Annotated in this window: 12 protein-coding genes and 1 tRNA gene; 6 read left to right on the top strand and 7 right to left on the bottom strand. The window is 71.0% G+C overall.

The window, feature by feature from the left end:
* The first annotated feature begins 216 nt into the window (after window positions 1-216).
* Window positions 217-1395 (top strand): bifunctional glutamate N-acetyltransferase/amino-acid acetyltransferase ArgJ, encoded by a 1179-nt coding sequence (gene argJ / locus ABZ027_RS27185; RefSeq protein WP_356772787.1) that lies wholly within the window; start codon window positions 217-219, stop codon window positions 1393-1395.
* Between the two features lie 120 nt (window positions 1396-1515).
* Window positions 1516-3183 (top strand): ABC transporter substrate-binding protein, encoded by a 1668-nt coding sequence (locus tag ABZ027_RS27180; protein WP_356772785.1) that lies wholly within the window; start codon window positions 1516-1518, stop codon window positions 3181-3183.
* Between the two features lie 51 nt (window positions 3184-3234).
* Here the strand turns inward: ABZ027_RS27180 and ABZ027_RS27175 are convergent, their stop codons facing one another.
* Window positions 3235-4608 (bottom strand): LysR family transcriptional regulator, encoded by a 1374-nt coding sequence (locus tag ABZ027_RS27175; protein WP_356772783.1) that lies wholly within the window; start codon window positions 4606-4608, stop codon window positions 3235-3237.
* A gap of 457 nt (window positions 4609-5065) precedes the next feature.
* Here ABZ027_RS27175 and ABZ027_RS27170 point away from each other — a divergent pair, with 457 nt between their 5' ends.
* Together ABZ027_RS27170 and ABZ027_RS27165 are read left to right on the top strand one after the other, a co-directional pair.
* A complete protein-coding gene (locus ABZ027_RS27170; protein WP_356772782.1) occupies window positions 5066-6406 on the top strand; it encodes a serine hydrolase in 1341 nt (446 codons plus the stop codon).
* Window positions 6403-7374, top strand: coding sequence for an EamA family transporter (locus ABZ027_RS27165; RefSeq protein ID WP_356772780.1), 972 nt, complete (start codon window positions 6403-6405; stop codon window positions 7372-7374). Before ABZ027_RS27170 ends, ABZ027_RS27165 begins: the two co-directional genes overlap by 4 nt.
* Here the strand turns inward: ABZ027_RS27165 and ABZ027_RS27160 are convergent.
* The 6 genes from ABZ027_RS27160 to ABZ027_RS27135 form a co-directional block, all read right to left on the bottom strand.
* Window positions 7323-8345, bottom strand: a complete 1023-nt coding sequence (locus tag ABZ027_RS27160; protein WP_356772778.1) for a GNAT family N-acetyltransferase — start codon at window positions 8343-8345, stop codon at window positions 7323-7325. The genes ABZ027_RS27165 and ABZ027_RS27160 overlap by 52 nt on opposite strands.
* Before the next feature lie 91 nt (window positions 8346-8436).
* The gene (locus ABZ027_RS27155; RefSeq protein ID WP_356772776.1) at window positions 8437-10122 is read right to left on the bottom strand and encodes an ABC transporter substrate-binding protein; all 1686 of its coding nucleotides are present in this window, start codon (window positions 10120-10122) and stop codon (window positions 8437-8439) included.
* The gene (locus ABZ027_RS27150; RefSeq protein ID WP_356772774.1) at window positions 10119-11228 is read right to left on the bottom strand and encodes a GNAT family N-acetyltransferase; all 1110 of its coding nucleotides are present in this window, start codon (window positions 11226-11228) and stop codon (window positions 10119-10121) included. The genes ABZ027_RS27155 and ABZ027_RS27150 overlap by 4 nt, the downstream gene beginning before the upstream one ends.
* The gene (locus ABZ027_RS27145) at window positions 11225-12535 is read right to left on the bottom strand and encodes an ATP-grasp domain-containing protein (protein ID WP_356772772.1); all 1311 of its coding nucleotides are present in this window, start codon (window positions 12533-12535) and stop codon (window positions 11225-11227) included. Before ABZ027_RS27145 ends, ABZ027_RS27150 begins: the two co-directional genes overlap by 4 nt.
* A gap of 182 nt (window positions 12536-12717) precedes the next feature.
* The gene (locus tag ABZ027_RS27140) at window positions 12718-14202 is read right to left on the bottom strand and encodes a penicillin-binding protein 2 (protein ID WP_356772770.1); all 1485 of its coding nucleotides are present in this window, start codon (window positions 14200-14202) and stop codon (window positions 12718-12720) included.
* Between the two features lie 548 nt (window positions 14203-14750).
* Window positions 14751-14837, bottom strand: a tRNA-Leu gene (locus tag ABZ027_RS27135).
* Window positions 14838-15236: 399 nt separating this feature from the next.
* Between ABZ027_RS27135 and ABZ027_RS27130 the strand changes: the two genes are divergently transcribed.
* Both ABZ027_RS27130 and ABZ027_RS27125 read left to right on the top strand, forming a co-directional pair.
* Complete coding sequence (locus ABZ027_RS27130; RefSeq protein ID WP_356772768.1) at window positions 15237-16061, top strand: ABC transporter ATP-binding protein; 825 nt, start codon at window positions 15237-15239, stop codon at window positions 16059-16061.
* Window positions 16061-18589 carry an FtsX-like permease family protein gene (locus ABZ027_RS27125; RefSeq protein ID WP_356772766.1) on the top strand — a complete coding sequence of 843 codons (2529 nt, stop codon included), beginning with the start codon at window positions 16061-16063 and terminating at the stop codon, window positions 18587-18589. Before ABZ027_RS27130 ends, ABZ027_RS27125 begins: the two co-directional genes overlap by 1 nt.
* The last annotated feature ends 49 nt before the right edge of the window (window positions 18590-18638 follow it).

The raw sequence follows: 18638 nt of genomic DNA, 5'->3' as shown, positions 1-18638 counted from the left end.
GTCGCCCCTCGCCGGTCTCGGCGGGGGGCGACGGCCTTCGCGCACGAAGCGGGCGGTCTGTCGTGCATAAGGGGACGGGCGTCGTACATGAAGGGACCGACCTTCGTGCATGAAGCGACCGACCGCCGTGCATGAAGCGACCAATCGCCGTGCATGAATATGCTAAGCAACTAGAAAAGATGCAGTCCGGGATTCCTCGCGACAGGAGACGCTGACATGTCCGACACCGCACCGCAGGCACCGCAGGGGTTCGTCGTGCACACGGCGCCGGTGGTGGCCGACGACGGCCGCGACGACTTCACCGTGCTCGCTTCGACGGTCCCGGCGCAGGTGAGCGCCGTGTACACCCGCTCCCGGTTCGCCGGGCCGAGCGTCCGGCTGAGCCGGGACGCGAGTGCGGACGGCCGGGCCCGCGGCGTGGTGGTGCTGGCCCGCAACGCGAACGTCGCCACCGGCCGCCAGGGCGAGGCCGACGCGCGTGAGATCCGGGAGTCCGTCGCCCGCACCCTCGGCGTGCCCGAGGACGAACTCCTGATCGCCTCCACCGGGGTGATCGGCCGTCAGTACCCGATGCAGAAGATCAGGGACCACCTCAAGACGCTCGCCTGGCCCTTTCCCGAGGGCCGCTTCGACCGCGCGGCCCACGCCATCATGACGACCGACACCCGGCCCAAAGAGGTCCGGGTGAGCGTCGGCCCGGCGACCCTCGTCGGCATCGCCAAGGGCGTCGGCATGCTGGAACCGGACATGGCGACGCTGCTGACGTTCTTCGCCACCGACGCCCGGCTCGACCCGGCCGAGCAGGACCGGATCTTCCGCCGGGTCATGGACCGCACCTTCAACGCGGTGAGCATCGACACCGACACCTCCACCAGCGACACGGCGGCCCTGTTCGCCAACGGGCTGGCCGGCGAGGTGGATCCGGGGGAGTTCGAGCGGGCGCTGCACACCGTCGCGCTGGCCCTGGTCAAGGACATCGCCGGGGACGGCGAGGGAGCGAGCAAGGTCATCGAGGTGCAGGTCACCGGCGCCCGCGACGACGCCCAGGCCAAGCGGGTCGGCAAGACCGTGGTCAACTCCCCGCTGGTGAAGACCGCGGTGCACGGCAGCGACCCCAACTGGGGCCGGGTCGTCATGGCTATCGGCAAGTGCTCCGACGACACCGACATCGACCAGGACCGGGTCACCGTCCGCTTCGGGGAGGTCGAGGTCTATCCGCCGAGCGCCCGCGGCGACCGGGACGAGGACGCGCTGCGCGCCGCCGTGGCCGAGCACCTGCGCGGCGACGAGGTCGTCATCGGCGTCGATCTCGGCATCGCCCAGGGCGCCTTCACGGTCTACGGCTGCGACCTCACCGAGGGTTACGTGCGGCTGAACTCGGAGTACACCACCTGACACCGCCCGGCCCGGCTATACCGACCGGGCCCGGGCTATGCGCGCACGCCGCCACGGCCCTCGTTCGGCGCACCGCCCCCGCACGATGTGAGGGAACGCGACGACGAGGGCTGGAGGGCCATGGAGACCACCCGTTCGACGACCACGGACGAGGACTTCGACACCGCCGTCCGCGGCGTGGTCCGCGCCACCGACGCCGAGGGCGGCACGCTCCGGCTCGTGCGCACGGACGACTTCGACTCACTCGACCCCGGCAACACCTACTACGCCTACACCTGGAACTTCCTGAGGCTCATCGGCCGAACCCTGGTCACCTTCGACACCGCCCCGGGCAAGGCGGGCCAGCGGCTCGTGCCCGACCTGGCCGAGTCCCTGGGCGAGTCCTCCGAGGGCGGCCGGGTGTGGACGTACCGGCTGCGTGCGGGGCTGCGTTACGAGGACGGCTCCCCGGTCACCTCCGGCGACGTCAAGTACGCGATCGCCCGCAGCAACTACGGCACCGACGTGCTGGGCGCCGGGCCGACCTACTTCCGCCAGCTGCTCGGCACCGACTACGGCGGCCCGTGGCGGGAACCGGACGCCGACGGCCCGGCCACGCTGGAGACCCCCGACGACCGCACCCTGGTCTTCCGGCTGCGCGAGCCGTTCGCCGGCCTGGACCTGCTGGCGACGATGCCAAGCACGACCCCGGTGCCGCGCCGGCTGGACACCGGCGCGCGGTACCGGCTGAAGCCGGTGGCGACCGGACCGTACCGGGTCGCCTCCTACACGCGCGGCGAACTGGCCGTCCTGGAGCCCAACCCGCACTGGGACCCCGCCACCGACCCGGTGCGCGTCCGGCGGGCCCGGCGCGTCGAGGTCCACCTCGGCAAGGACCCGCACGACGTGGACCGCATGCTGCTGGCCGGGGACGCGCACATCGACCTGGCAGGCTTCGGGGTGCAGCCCTCGACGCAGGAGCGCATCCTCGCGGACCCGGCGCTGCGGGCGAACTCCGACAACCCGCTGACCGGCTTCACCTGGATCTACTGCCTGTCGAGCCGGATCCCGCCGTTCGACGACGTGCACTGCCGGCGCGCCGTGCAGTTCGCCACCGACAAGGCCGCGATGCAGGAGGCGTACGGCGGCTCGGTCGGCGGGGACATCGCGACCACCATCCTGCCGCCGACGCTCGACGGCTACCGTCCCTTCGACCGCTACCCGGTCGGTCCGCACGCCACCGGGGACCTGACGGCGGCCCGCGCCGAGCTGAAGGCCGCGGGGATGCCCGATGGCTTCCGGACGAAGATCGCCGCCCGTAAGGACCGGCTCAAGGAGTACCGGGCCGCCGAGGCACTGTCGGCCGGCCTCGCCCGGGTCGGCATCGAGGCGGAGGTCCTGGACTTCCCGTCCGGTGACTACTTCGACCGTTACGGCGGCTGCCCCGAGTACCTGCGTGAGCACGGGATCGGCATCATCATGTTCGGCTGGGGCGCCGACTTCCCGGACGGCTACGGCTTCCTGCAGCAGATCGTCGACGGGCGGGCGATCAAGGAACGCGGCAACCAGAACATGGGCGAACTCGACGACCCGGAGATCAACGCGCTCCTCGACGAGGGCGCCGGCTGCGCCGACCCGGTACGGCGGGCGGAGATCTGGCACCGCATCGACCGCCTCACCATGGACCACGCGGTGATCGTGCCCTACCTCTACCCGCGTTCCCTCCTCTACCGCCACCCGGACGCCCGCAACGTCTACGTCACCGGCTCCTTCGGGATGTACGACTACGTGGCTCTCGGAGCGAAGTGAGAGCGGCGCCCGTCCCGACAGCCCCGGGGGCCAACGAGACGGGCGCCCCTGTCACCCCGCCTCCCCCGACAGCCCCGCCGCCGTCGCGTGCCGGGCCGGCCAGTGCCCGCGCGGCAACGGATGGTCGACGGTGCGGCAGGCGGCCGTGGCGACCCGGAACTCTGCCTCGTAGCGGGAGAGTTGGTGCAGGAAGCGGCGGGTGGGGTCGGTCAGCTCGGTGCCCCGGGGGCTGCGCAGCAGCAGATGGGCGCCGAGGGACCGCTCCAGGCGGTGGATGCGGCGGGTGAGCGCGGACTGGCTGATGCACAGCGCGGCCGCCGCGCGGTTGATGCTGCCGTGCTGGGCCACCGCCCGCAGCAGATGGAGGTCCGTCACGTCCAGTTTGCGGGCCTCGGCCGGCACCGGCGCCGGGCCCTGGTCCGGGCCACCGTCCGCGAGAGGGTTTGGGGCGCCGTCGGCGAGAGGGTCCGGGGCGCCGTCGGCGAGAATTCCGGTCCGTTCCGTGTACCAGCGCGCCCACCAGGGCTCGTGCAGCAGGTCCCGGTGCTGCTCGGCGAACCGCCGCAGATGCCGGTCGGCGATCAGCGCGGCCAGCCGCCGGGCCACCGCCCGGGGCACGATCGTGGGGTCGACGAGCAGGCTGGTGGTGCGGTGCGGACGTTCCGCGAGCGAGCGGCGGACCAGCGAGGGGTCGAGGACGGCCGGGTGGGTGGGTGAGCCCAGCCCTATCGCGTCACCGCGGCGCAGCATCCCCCGTGCGACCGAGGCGTCGGTGACGCGCAGCCGGGTGGGCGAGGGCAGGCCCGCCGTCTGGAAGACCCGGGACACCAGGATCTCGGAGCTGGGTCCGGTCTCGGACACCCAGGTCTCGTCCCGCAGATCGGCCAGCGAGACGGTGTCGCGGACCGCGAGCGGGTGGTCGAGCGGCAGGATCACCCACAGCGGATCGTCGAGGACGGCGTACGTGCGGGTCGCCCGGTCGAACGAGTGGCGCGGGGAGTCCAGGCTCCAGGTGTACACCGCGTCGACGTGGTAGCCGGCCAACTGTCCGGCGATCCGGTGCGGCGCCTCGTGCCGGACCGACAGCAGCAGGCCCACCAGGGCCGCGGCATCCTCGACGACCTCCTCAAGGAGCGGTTCGCTGGAGGCGATGGACAGCACTTCCGGGGCGTCGACGGCCTCGGGGCCGTGGCCGAAGATGTGCGTGCGCGCGGCGAGGTCGACCCGGTGGAAGAACCGGCGCCCGGCGACCAGCAGCCGCGAACCCGCCGAGGTCAGCCGGGCGGTGTGACGGCTGCGCAGGGTCAGCGGCAGTCCGACGGCCCGGTCGAGACGGTCCAGTCGGCGTTCCACGGAGGCGAGCCGGGTCCCGGCACGCCGGGCGATCTCACCGAGGTCCCCGCACTGCCCCACCGTGTCCAGCAACGACAGGTCATGGCGGCTGAACGGGGAGAGTAATTCCGGCCGACCGGCCACAGACGTCAATTCCGACCCGAGAGACAATGTCGGTTTCCTTTTCCGTGAAGATCAGTACCGCTGAATTGTCCGCATTTCTCTGCTATTTGTTCGGAATCGATCGTAGGCAACGTCACTCTTCGGGCTCTCCTCGTCGGCCGGTGTGAAGAGCGGCCGAAGACCGGGCGGATAGCGGGGGCGGCGGGGCCGTCGCCGGGTGGCGCGCCGCCTCGGGCGATGCCGGCGCTATGACTGTTTCCGCCGGGTTATGCGGGCCGCGCCGGGCCCCCGGGCGCGCCCTGCCGGGCTGCGGCAGATTGGCCGGACGAACGGCGCCATCCGGGTGCGGCGATGGGCGGTGTGGAGAGCGCCGGATGCCCACGGTTTTCTCCCGTTTCTCCCGCACAGCGGCCGACAAGGAGCGAAGATGATCGAATCTGCCGGTTCCGTCCCGTCCGTCCCGTCCGTCCCGTCGATCCCGTCCACCCCGTCAGTGCCCTCCGTGCCGTCCGCCGCGCTTGCGGCGCTCGCCGCCGACGCCTCGCCGCGGGGGGATGCGGCCCTGTGGGTCGTGGGGCTCCTGACCGGGCCCGAGACCGGCCAGGACGTGGACCTGGCCGGCCGTTTCGTGCCCTCCGTGACCGCCCGGCCCGGCTGGGACTTCGCCGCGACGCTGGCCGGGTGGCGGGCGAAGGGCCCGTTCACCGTCGTGTCGTACCAGCCCGTCGCACACAAGGCGTGGGTCACGCTGTCCGGGCCGGAAGAGCAACGCCAGACGCTGTCGCTGACGCTCGACTCCGACGGCCTGATCCGCGTGCTCACCCTCCAGCCCGAGGTCGTGACTCCCGAGATACGCACCTGGGACGAGTTGGAGCAGGCGCTGCGCACCCCCGGCGTGGAGCACTCCGTCCTCGCCGCACGGCTCACCGCCGACGGGTACGACGTCCTGCACGCCTCGGCCGCCGACCGTCCGATGCCGTCCGCCTCCGTCAACAAGCTGTACCTCATGCGCGCCCTCGCCCACGCCGTCGAGCGCGGGGAGCTGACCTGGGACGACGAGGTGACCGTACGGACGGAACTGCGCAGCCTGCCCACCGGTGACATGCAGGACCTCCCGGACGGCACCCGACTGCCGGTGCGCGGGACGGCGCAAAAGATGATCGCGATGAGTGACAACACGGCCGCCGACCTGCTCCTCGACCGGCTGGGCCGGAGGGCGGCGGAACAGGCGGTGGCCGACTCCGGGCACCACGACCCCGCGCTGTTACGACCGTTCCCGAGCAGCCGTGACATCTTCGAACTGGGGTGGGGGGAACCGGAGGTGAGGAAACGCTGGGCCACCGGAGACGAGGGAACACGACGGGCTCTGCTGGACGGGATCGACCGGCCGCTGACCGTGCGTCTGTCCGACCTCGGTGAGAGTGCCCACCAGTTCGGCGTCGACTGGTTCATGAACGCCTACGACGTGCTGCACGTCCTGCGCGGACTCGTCGCCGACAGCGAGCGGGACGCCACCGGCACGGTCGAGCAGATCATGACCGCCAACCCGGGCATCGTCGTGGACAGCGGCCGCTGGACGCGGGCCTACTTCAAGGCCGGGTCCCTTCCGGGCGTGATGATGTTCTGCTGGCTGCTGAGCGACCGCTCCGGCGACACGTACGTCCTGGTGCTGCGGCAGCGGGCCGACGAGCAGAAGTCCGTCGGGGACGGTCTGTTCCTGCGCGGGCTCGGCGCCCGTGTGATCGAGTCCGGGATGCTCGGCCGGTGAGCGTCAAGGATCGTCTCCTCGCCTCCTTCGTGGCCCTGGTGTGGGGCCTGAACTTCCTCGCCGTGCGCATCGGCCTCGACCACTACCCGCCGTACTTCCTCTCCGCGCTGCGGTTCCTGGTCCTGGCCGTGCCGGTGGTGCTGTTCGTGCCCCGGCCCAAGGTGCCACTGCGCTGGCTCATGCTGTACGGGATGGGCTTCGGGGTGCTGCAGTTCGGGCTGCTGTTCCTCGCCATCGACCAGGGCATGCCGCCGGGGCAGGCCTCGGTCGTGGTGCAGGTGGGGGCGCCGTTCACCATGCTGCTGGGCATCGCGCTGCTCGGGGAGCGGATCAACCTGCGGCAGCTGGGCGGGATCGTCCTGGCCGTGCTGGGCATGACCGTGATCGCGGTGGAACCGGGCCGCACCGTCGCCCTGCTGCCGCTGCTGCTGACCGTGCTGGCGGCCCTCGGCTGGGCCGTGGGGAACATCGCCGGACGTCTGGCCCGCCCGGACCACCCGGTGCACTTCGCCCTGTGGATGGCGGTCGTGCCGCCGGTGCCGCTGCTGGCCCTGTCGGCCGTCATGGAGGGCCCCACCACGGGCTGGCGCGCGCTCGGTTCCTCCTTCAGCGCCGACGGCTGGCCCGCCCTGGTGGCGCTGCTGTACATCGCGCTCGCCGGGACCGTGGTCGGCTCCGGCATCTGGACGGCCCTGCTGAAGCGGTACGAGGCGGCCACGGTGGCTCCCTTCGCCATGCTGGAGCCGGTGGCCGGCGTCGCGGCCTCCTGGATCTTCCTCGACGAACGCCTGACCGGCTGGGCGGCCGTGGGCAGTGTGGCGGTCGTCGGCGGTGTCCTGGCCGGCTCGACCACCGCACGCCGCAAGGCCCTCGCGAACCGGACACCGGTCAGCGAGGGCCGCACACCACCCGGGGCTCAGCCCCCCGCCGAGCCGACCGCACCCGTCCAGGACACCAACCGGTCATAGGGTTCGAACCCCATCGCCCGGTTCACCGCGATCATCGGCCGGTTGGTCTCGTCGTTCGCCGTCTCCACCAGCCGCACCTCGGGCTCGTGGCGCAGCGCGTGGTCCAGGTTCGCCAGCTTCAGCAGCAGGCCCAGGCCGTGGCCGCGGTGATCGCGGTGGACCACGGTCATGCCCTGGAGCAGGTACCGGGGGTTGCCGGTGGTCTTCGAGACGCTGGTGTACCCGGCGAGTTCACCGCTCGCCTCGTGCACCAGGCCGGTGTGGTGGGCGCGTCGGCCCCGGCCGACGCGCATCGTCTCGAACTGGCGGGCGTAGCTGGTGCGGACCTCCTGCTGGGCGGCGTCCGCGGGGGTGTCGCCGAGGGAGAGCTCCAGCGCCGACACCTGTACCGCGTACTCGTCGGGCGTGATGGTGCCCCAGGTGACGAGGGAGTAGCCGGACGGCGGGGCGGGGACGCCGCCGGCGAGCGGATCGTGCCGGTCGAGGTCGAGCCACTGGTGCAGTCCCGCCGGGGCATCCGCGCGGACCGCGCCCAGCGCGGCGGCGAACGCGGCCGGTCCCGCGCCCAGCGGCGGCCCGTCCGGCAGGCCCTCGGTGAGCGTCGCGGCGAGCGTGGACCGCCCGTGCTTGCGGGCCAGTTCGAGGGCGTGGCCGTGCAGCGCGCGCCCGATGCCCCGCCGGCGCAGCCGCGGATGGACAAGCAGCTGGTCGACGCGGGCGGCCGGTGCCCCTTCCGGCAGCACCAGGCGCAGCGCGCCCACCACCCGGCCGTCGGCCCGCACCACCCAGTCGTCCAGGGCAGTGGCGGGCGGGGCGTGGCGCAGCGAGCCGACCATGTCGACGTCGCAGGGGGGAGCCGCGTGCGGAAGGTCGCCGGACGACTCGGCCAGCAGGGCGAGCCACTGGCCGACCGTGTCGTCGTCGTCCGCGACGAGCGGGACGAACTCCAGTTCCTGTGGGATGTCGGTCATGCGCGTTGTCCTTACGAGTCGGAGCCGGGGGCCGCGTCGGGGGCCAGGTCCTGTCTGACAATTCCCGTCGTCGCGCGGCAGGCGGGAATTGTCAGACAGGGCCTAGGCCCATCGCCTGGATGTCGTAGAGGCCGAAGGCCGGATGGACGTAGACGTTGGTGACCCACGGGTTGCGGAAGTGCAGGGTCTTGTCGTGGACGAGGGGCAGCAGCACCGCGTGCTCCATCACCCGGCGTTCCACCTCCCGCCACCGGTCGGCGCGCTCGGCGGGGTCGGTGGTGTGCAGGGTCTCGTCGATCAGGCCGTTGACCACCGGGTCGTCGAGTTCGGGAAGGTTCCAGTTGCCGCCGTTGCGTTTGATCTGGCGGCCGTCCACCAGCGGCGCGAGGAAGCCGTACTCGGTGGGGAAGTCGGCGCCCCAGTCGGTGACGATCAGCCCCAGCGCGTTCTCCCGCACCGTCCGCGGATGACCGGCCCCGAGGCTGAAGTACGTCGCCACGTCCAGTTCCTTGACGGTCAGGTGGATGCCGACCCGGGCCACCGACTCGGCGAGCGCGTCGGCCACCAGCCGGAACTTGCCCCGCTGGGTGCCGATCACCGCTTCGAGGCCGTCCGGGAGGCCCGCCGCCTTCAGCTCGGCCCGCGCCGCGTCCAGGTCGCCGCGCAGGTCCGGGCCGCCCGGGTAGGGGTCGAGGTCCTGATGGGCCGGCAGCCGCGGCGGGAACAGGGCCGTGGTCAGGTCACCGCCGGTGACGGGACCGCCGCGCGCGTCCTGGAGCAGCAGCCGGTCGGCGGCGTAGTGCACGGCCCGGCGCGCGTGGACGTCGCCGAACGGCGGGATGTGCGGCTGGATCGCGATGAAGTGCAGGAAGCTCGTGCGGGGGTTGTCGGTGTGCGAGCGCAGCACCTCGTCCACCGTGACCCGGCCCTGTGCGGCGTGCTGAAGCCCCCGGCCCTCCAGGTTGATGTCGAATTCCCCGGCGATCAGCCGCGCGTCGAGTTCGTCGACGTCCAGGCCGATGGTCAGCTCCACCCGGTCGGGCAGCGCGGCCCTGATCGGGTCGGTGGCCGCGTCCCAGTGCGGGTTGCGCTCCAGCTGGAGGTGCGCGCCCAGCCGATGCCGGGCCACGCGGTACGGGCCGCTGGAGAGCGGGGCGTCGCCGTAGTCGGCGCCGGTGTCGGCATGTCGCGGCACCGGCGCCGCACAGGGCTGCGCCATCAGGTGGTCGAAGTCGGAGAACGGCCGGTTCAGGTGGAAGACGATGGTGTGCTCGTCGGGCGTGCGTACGGACCGCAGCGGTTCGTCGGTCCGGTACGGGCCGGGGTAGGGCCGGGCGGGATCGTCGAGCAGCGGTACGAGGTAGGTGGGGCCGCCGGGCAGTACGTCCTGGGCGAACACCCGCTGCACGGCGTGCCGTACGTCGGCGGAGGTGATCGGGGTGCCGTCGGAGTGGCGCAGGCCCTGGCGCAGCCGATAGGTCCAGACGCGGCCGCCGTCGCTGACCCGGCCGGGGCCGTCGGCCAGGTCCGGGACCGGGACGAGTCCGCCCGGCCCGGGGTCGGTGGGGTAGGCCATGAGCGTGCGGTTGAGCAGCCGCTGGAGCAGCCACACCCACACGTAGTAGGTGCGTGCCGGGTCGAGCGAGTCCATGGCGGACGAGGAGACCAGCCGCAGCGTTCCGCCGCGCCGGTCGGAGGGGTTCACCAGCGCGCCCACGGCGGCGTCCCAGCCGGGGCCTCTGGTCGCCGGGGCGGAGCGTCGGGTCGGGGTGGTCATCGTGGACCCTTTCCGAGACTCAGGAGGTAGGAGTGTTCCTGGGCGGCGAGGCAGCCGCGCGCGAGTTTCGCCTCGACGCTGCCGATCCCGGCGTGCAGAACGGTGACGCCCTGCTCGGCCGCCGCCTCCAGGACGCGGTAGTACAGGACGTCGTAGTAGAGCGGCAGCCTGCCCTGGGCGTCGTAGTCGAAGCCGGCCCGGTGGCCGAACCACTCCTCCCGGCCCCGGGATTTGGAGCGCAGCACCATCCCGAAGCCGATGGGGACGCCGTCCTTGCGGGCGACGGAGACCATCACGTCGTCGCCCATGACCTCGCCGATCCAGCCGATCAGGCCGGCCGAGTGCTCGGGGCTGGCCGGGTTGCCGTACTTGCGCAGCAGGTTGCAGTCCAGCTCGCCGAGGCGGGGCACCAGTTCGGGGGTGAGCGGCTCGACGCGGGTGTCGATCTTCGCCTCGGCCAGCGCGCGTCGCTCCAGACGGACCCGGCGGCGCCGGTGCTTGCTCATCTCGGCGAGGAACTGGTCCCAGCCGCCGGGTGGGATGGGCAGCCAGGCGTAGTGCGCGGACGGGTGGGAGACATAGCCGCGTCCTTCCAGCAGGTCGACGAGGTCGGCGTCGCGCTCGTCGACGTGCGGGAAACACACCGAGGCCGCGCCCCGCTCGGCGGCGAGCCGCTCCGCCTCCGCCACCAGAGCCTCCACGTCCGACGGCAAAGCCTCGGGCGCGGCCAGCGGGCGGGTGCGGCCCAGGTGGCGGCCGCCGCACACCAGGGACGGCAGCAGCGAGGCCGGATCGCCCCGGGCCACGTCGGCGAGCCGGGCCAGCGCCTCGGGCACCTCGTCCCGCACTCCCCGGGCGAGCATCGCGTCGGGACGGGCGAGCAGCCAGGGCACCGAGTCGTGCGCCCAGGCGGTCACCAGGGCCGCGACGGGCGTGCCGGCCCGGCGGCGCATGAGGAAGTCCATGGTGGTGCCGGAGTTGCGCTCCTGCACCCCCAGCCAGCGGGACGTCTGGAAGAAGTCCTCGGGGCCGACCAGATCCGACCAGCCGGCCTCCTCCAGCGCTGCGGCGCCGGGGACCTGCACCACCTCACCGTTGTCGTTCACGACTGGGTGTCCTGGCCGGCCTCGTCCTCCTCGACCACGAAGTCGAGGAAGCCCGCCGCCTTGTCGGCGAGGGCCCGCGCCTCCAGTCGGTCCGGTCCGTTGCAGTAGGTGAAGCCGACGCAGGAGGAGTTGTCCATGCGCTGGAGCAACTTGTCGCCCTTCTCCACGTGCAGCAGCACCTGGACGCCCGGTACGGCGGAGGCGGCCTCGATGCCGTCGATCCGCTTGAGGGTGCCGCGCCGCTCGGGGTAGATCATGCGCACGGCCGCGCCCCCGTTGTGCACGACGGGCTCGATCGGCGGGACCTCACCGATCGCCAGCAGCCAGGCGTCCAGGATCGGGCTGCGCCCGGTGACGTCCGTGACCAGCATCGTCATGCAACTCGACGGTGTGCGCGGATTGGCTTCGATGACCCGCCACCCGGTCTCGGTGCGGCGTACCTCGGTGTGGCAGGGGCCGTGACGGTAGCCGATCGCCTCCAGGGTCAGGCGGACGACGGAGTACAGCGCGTCGCGCTCCTCGTCGGACAGCGGCACGGGAAAGGTGTGCCCGCACTCGATGTAGGCGGGGTCCCCGAACAGGTCCTTGGACGTGACGCCGAAGACATGGGTGTGTCCGTCCACCGTCATGGTCTCGACGCTCACCTCGACTCCCTCGACGTACGTCTCAAGGAGCACGTCCCCGGACCGCGGCTGGCCGCGCAGGCTGTGGCGGACCTGCGACAGCTCCTGCCACGCCTCGAGCAGCTGGTCCATGTCGTCGACGCGCCGGACGCCGTAGCTGATGGCCTCCGCGGGCGGCTTGGCGATCATCGGGAAGCCCAGTCGGGCGGCGGCCTCCGCGAGCTCGTCCCGCCTGCTCACCAGGGCGTGCGGGATGTTGTACGGCACGTCCCCGAGCGCGACGCGCAGCCGGTCCTTGACGTTCGCGGTCTCCACGGCGGCGGGGTCGGGCCCGGGCAGGCCGAGCCGCTGGGCAGCCCGCGCGGCGAGGACGGTGTGGTAGTCGGAGAACGACGTCAGCCCGTCCACCAGAGGGCGGCCGTCGGGGCCGGTCACCGCCGACAGCACCGCCTCCAGGTCGGTGGTGTCCACGTCGATCACCCGGTCGACGGCCGCCGCGAGGGGGTGGGACTCCCAGTCGTGGCCGTGGGTGTACCAGGAGCGGTCGCCGGTGAGCAGCCAGACCTCCAGTCCGTGCTCACGCGCCTGGTGCAGTCCCAGGACGAAGGGGTGGTTCTGCATGTGCTCGACGATCGCGACGCGTTTGCCCGCGAACTTGGCATAATCGGCCAGGGGTGTGGTCATCGAACCGCCTCCGTCACTCCGCGTGCAGTCACCGGACTCTGGAACGGACCCAGTGGAACCCGTCGGTCACGTGCGGGGCACGGATCGGGCGGCGGTGTGCATAGGCGGCGGGCGAGGCGCATAGGAAGGACGACGGACGGCTCCCGACCAGGGTCAGGAGCCGTCCGTCGTCGGGCGGATCGTTACTTCTTGAGGACGGCCTTCATCACGTTCCGCGCGATGGGACCGGCCAGGCTGCCGCCGGAGATCTCCTCACGGGAGATGTCCATGGCGGTCGGGTCGATGAAGACGGCCACGGCGACGGACTGGCCGTCGGACGTGATGCCGTAGGAGACGAACCAGCCGTAGGGAACCTGGTCCCGCACGTTCACGCCGCGCTGGGCGGTGCCGGTCTTGCCGCCCACCGTGACGCCGTCGATCAGGGCGCGCTTGGCGCTGCCCTCCTTGGCGGTGAACTCCATCATCTCCCGGACCTTCGCGGCCGTTTCGCTGGAGACGGCCTGGCTCATCAGCTTCGGCTGGTGCTTCTCCAGGGTGTTCAGCGCGGGCGAGCGCACCTCGTCGACGAGGTAGGGCTGCATCACCTTGCCGTCGTTGGCGAGGGCCGCGGTCACCATGGCCATCTGCATCGGCGAACTGGTCAGACTGCCCTGCCCCATGCCGGTCAGCGCGGTGCCGGGCTTGTCCAGGCCGCCCGGGTACAGGCTCTTGGCGGCCCGCAGGTCGCCGAGTTCCGGGGCGTAGACGTCCTTGTTGTAGCCGAACTTCTCGGCCGTCTCCAGCATCCGGTCCCGGCCCACCTTGACGGCGGCGTCGAGGAAGACGTTGTTGCAGGAGTACTGCATGGCGGTCTTCATCGAGGCCTTGTTGCAGACGGCGTCCCCGGCCTGGCTGCTGATCTTGTTGGTGGACAGCGGCAGCGGGTACGGCGAGACCGCGTCCGACCGGGCGTCGACGTCCGTGACGACGCCGTGCTCCAGCGCGGCCGCCGCGGTGAGGATCTTGAAGGTGGAGCCGGGCGGGAACGTCTCGCGCAGCGCCCGGTTGGACAGCGGCTTGCCCTTGTCGGATTCCAGCGCCTTGAACCGCTTGCTCTCCTTGAGGGAGTTGCCGGCGAACGCGCCGGGGTCGGCGGAGGGCGTGGAGACGAGGGCGAGCACCTTGCCGGTCTTCGGGTCGAGCGCCACCGCCGAGCCTCGGGCGTTGAGCTTGGTGAGGCCCTCGTACGCCGCCTTCTGCGCCTTGGGATCGATCGTCGTGATGATGTCCCCGCCGCGCCGTTCCTCGCCGGTGACGACATCGGTGAATCGTTCGAACGCGAACCGCTCATCCGTGCCGCTGAGCACGCTGTCGTAGGTGCTCTCCAGCAGGGTCATGCCCATGGACTGCGAGGCATAGCCGGTGACCTGCGCGTACATCGGGCCGTTCATGTACTTGCGCTTGTACTTCAGTTCCGAGCCCTCCACCTTCACCGACTCGGTGACCGGCCGGCCGCCGACGATGATGTCGCCGCGCGGCATCGAGTACCGGTTGATCAGCACGCGTCGGTTGGAGTCGTCAGTGGCGAGGTCGTCGGCCTTGACGTATTGCAGCCAGTTGGCCCGAAGCAGGAGCGCGAGCGTCAGAAGTCCGCAGAAGATGGCTATGCGCCTGAGCGGTTTGTTCATGCGACACTCCGTCCGGCGGCCATCGAATGGCCACGCACCCGTCTTAATCGGCCGTGGGTCGGAGTTGAAAGCACCATGCGCGGCACCCTAGTTGACGGATTGCCACCCCCGGCGCAAGAGACGGTTACCGGCCAAAGGACCGCCGGAATGCGCCGCTGAGCGGTGTGGTGGCGGAGTGCGCACGATGCGGTCCGCGCTGTACACGGCCGACCTCTGAGGCCGTCGTCGCCGCCGACCGGACACCCCCTGGCAGCTGGCCCGTCTGGAGCTCATGCCCTTTTCGCCGAAGCCGGCCAGAACGTATGTCTCCAGTTCTCGAACGCAACCCCCGCGGTAGCGGTCCTCGACACCCGTACGGCCCTGACGCGCTGACGGGCCCACAGCTCGAAGTAGTACCGCTCCTCGACGCGGGCCCAGGGCCGATGCACCCCGCGCCTTTCACCCTGCCGGGCGGCCACCGCCGGCCTTGTCGTCGACGGCCTGGCGGAAGACTTCCGCCGAGGCCTCGTCGTCGAACCGCTCGGTCTGAAACAGAGCCGTGTTCCACGTGGTGCCCGGAGCCGGACTTGAACCGGCACGCCCGCGAAGGGGCAGCGAGGTTTAAGCTCGCCGTGTCTGCATTCCACCATCCGGGCAGGCCATGGGCTCCGCATCGAAGTCCCGAGCCTATCGGGAGGCTTCCCCCGAACATCGGGTGGGCGGACCGATGTTGTCTTATTTTATTGAGGTCTGAGGGTGCATCAGCACGTGGAACAGGCCATCCGCACTTGCCAACAGCCTTGCGCGCGGCGTACGGCCACGCATGCGGAATGACGGAATTTCACCGTCTGAACAAGGACGCTCCACCTGTTCTTGACGCCTCCCGCCCCCACCGCGCTGTCATCCCCAGGTATGACAGCGCACGGTGTGGTCCGACCCGAGGCTGCCTTCGGAACCAGAACAGCGGCTGACTACACGGCGGCCCGTGGCGGCGACGATTGAACACGTCCCGTCGGGGGCCCCATCCGTCGTCGTTCCCTCAGGAGTGCCAACTCGTGACCACCGCATCCATCGCCGACCGGACCACCGCAGTGGCCGCGCGCGCCACGGATCTGTCGAAGATCTACGGACAGGGCGACACCCAGGTGGTCGCCCTGGACCGGGTTTCCGTCGACTTCCGGCAGGCCGAGTTCACCGCGATCATGGGCCCCTCGGGCTCCGGCAAGTCCACCCTGATGCACTGTGTGGCCGGCCTGGACACCTTCTCGTCCGGTTCGGTGCGCATCGGCGAGACGGAGCTGGGGTCCCTCAAGGACAAGCAGCTGACCAAGCTGCGCCGGGACAAGATCGGCTTCATCTTCCAGGCGTTCAACCTGCTGCCCACGTTGACGGCCCTGGAGAACATCACCCTCCCGATGGACATCGCGGGCCGCAAGGCGGACAAGGACTGGCTGAACTCGGTGATCACGATGGTGGGCCTGGCCGACCGTCTCGGCCACCGTCCCTCCCAGCTCTCCGGCGGCCAGCAGCAGCGCGTCGCGGTGGCCCGCGCCCTGGCGTCCCGGCCCGAGATCATCTTCGGTGACGAGCCGACCGGGAACCTCGACTCGCGCGCCGGCGCGGAGGTCCTCGGCTTCCTGCGCAACTCCGTACGGGAGCTCGGGCAGACGGTGGTGATGGTGACTCACGACCCGGTGGCCGCCGCGTACGCGGACCGGGTGGTGTTCCTGACGGACGGACAGATCGTCGACGAACTGCACGACCCGACCGCGGACTCGGTCCTCGACCTCATGCGGCGACTTCCCGGGGGCGGTAACACCAGCGGCTCCGCCGCGCGGCCCCAGACCCCCGAGTTCGACGCGAAGGGCCGTACCAGCTGATGTTCCGCACCGCCCTGCGCAACGTGTCCGCGCACAAGGCCCGGTTGCTCATGACCGTGCTCGCCGTGATGCTCGGTGTGGCCTTCGTGTCGGGGACCCTGGTCTTCACCAACACCATCTCCGAGGCCTTCCAGAAGAGTTCGGCCAAGGGCTTCGACCAGGTCGACGTGGCCGTGGAGGCCGAAACCCAGGAGGACAAGGGAGACACCGTCGGCAAGACGGCCGAGCTGACCCAGGCGCTGCTCGACGACAGCTCGAAGGTGCCGGGGGCCGCGTCCGCCGTCGGCGTCGTCAACGGATTCACCGCGATCGCCGACAAGGACGGCAAGCTCATCGGCGGCGGCTTCCAGTCCCAGGGAGGCAACTACTGGGGCGCCAAGGACTCCCGGTACCCGCTGGCCGACGGCCACGCGCCGAGCGGCGCGAACGAGGTCCTCATCGACGCGGAGACCGCGAAGCGCGCCGGATACGAGGTCGGTGACACCGTGCGGATCTCGGTGGACGGTCCGGTCCTCGCCCCGAAGATCACCGGCATCTTCACCACCGACGACGGCAACGTCACCGCAGGCGGCAGCCTCGCCCTCTTCGACACCGCCACGGCCCAGCAGCTGTTCGGCAAGAAGGGCACCTACGACGAGATCGACGTGCGGGCGAAGTCCGGGGTCAGCCAGACGGCGCTGAAGGCGGAGCTGGACAAGGCGCTGCCGGACGACCTCGTGTACACCACGACCGGGCAGGAACTGGCCGACAGGCAGGCGGAGATGATCTCCACCTCGATGTCCGGGATGAAGCAGGGCCTGCTGGTGTTCGCGGGCATCGCGCTGTTCGTCGGAACGTTCATCATCGCCAACACCTTCACCATGCTGGTCGCCCAGCGCACCAAGGAACTGGCGCTGCTGCGCGCGGTCGGCGCCTCGCGCCGCCAGGTCACCAGGTCGGTGCTGATGGAGGCGTTCCTGGTGGGCGCGGTCGCCGCGGTGACCGGCCTGGTCGCCGGGATCGGCATCGGGGCGGGCCTGCGGTCGCTGATGGGCTCGTTCGGGGCGACCGTCCCGGACGGACCGCTGGTCATCACGCCCGGCACGGTCGGCGCGGCCCTCGCCGTCGGCGTCCTCATCACCATGCTGGCCGCGTGGCTGCCCGGCCGCCGCGCCGCGAAGATCCCGCCGGTGGCCGCGATGAGCAGCCTGCACGCACCGGCCACCACCAAGTCGCTGGTCCTGCGCAACACGCTGGGCGCGCTGTTCTCGGCGGCGGGTGTCGCGGTGGTCCTGGCCGCGACGACGATGTCCGGTTCGGACGGCCAGGCCCCCATGGGCATGGGCGCGGCCCTGCTGATCATCGGCGTCTTCATCCTCACGCCCCTGCTGTCCCGCCCGCTGATCGCGGCCGCGGCACCGGTCATGCGGGTGTTCGGCGTCTCGGGCAAGCTGGCCCGTCAGAACTCGGTGCGCAATCCCCGTCGTACGGCGGCCACCGCGTCCGCGCTGATGATCGGCCTCACCCTGATCACCGGCATGACGGTGATGGCGGGCAGCGTGCAGAAGTCCATCGACAAGATGGCCTCCTCGGCGATCCGCGCGGACTACGTGGTCCGCATGGCCAACGGCAACGAGCTCTCCCCCGACGTCGAGAAGAAGCTCCGGGCGACCGACGACGTCACCGCCGTCAGCCCGCTGCGCAACGCCCCCTCCCGCATCGGCGGCGAGACCGAGTACCTCACCGGCGTCACGGGCGACGCGATCGGAGAGCTGACCGACCTCAAGGTCGACAACGGCTCCTTCGAGGTGGGCGGCACACAGGTCGTCGTGGACAGGACGACGGCCGAGTCGCACGGCTGGAAGGCCGGTTCGGGCTTCACCGTCGCCTACGAGGACGGCAAGAAGCAGACGCTGACCGTCGCCGGGGTCTACGAGGGCAACGAGCTGATCCAGGGCATCATCCTGGACAACGCCACGCTCTCCCCGCACCAGTCCGACCTGGCCGACATGCAGGTGATGGTCAAGACGTCCGACGGCGCGTCCGACGCGACCAAGGACAGGCTGGAGAAGGCCCTCGGCTCCAACCCGGCCATCAAGGTGCAGAGCAAGCAGGACCTCTCCGACGACATCGCGAAGATGTTCACGCTGATGCTGAACATGCTCTACGGGCTGCTCGCGATGGCCGTGATCGTCGCGGTGCTCGGGGTCATCAACACCCTGGCCATGTCGGTCTTCGAACGCTCCCAGGAGATCGGCATGCTGCGCGCGATCGGCCTGGACCGCAAGGGCATCAAGCGGATGGTCCGCCTGGAGTCCCTGGTCATCTCGCTCTTCGGCGGGGTGCTCGGCATCGGGCTCGGTGTGTTCTTCGGCTGGGCGGCCGGTGAGCTGATCGGCACCAGCCTGCCGACGTACGAACTGGTCCTGCCGTGGGCGCGGATGGCCGTCTTCCTCCTGCTGGCGGCGACGGTGGGCATCCTGGCGGCGCTGTGGCCGGCCCGGCGGGCGGCCCGCCTGAACATGCTGACGGCGATCAAGTCGGATTGACTTGCACCTCGGGCTGAAGCCCAAGGATTCTGGCCTTCTCGACCGAACG

The organism is Streptomyces sp. NPDC006332 (genome assembly GCF_040612855.1).
GTDB lineage: Bacteria > Actinomycetota > Actinomycetes > Streptomycetales > Streptomycetaceae > Streptomyces.
Note: the sequence above shows the minus strand (reverse complement) of the source record. Positions and strands in the feature narration are given on the sequence as shown.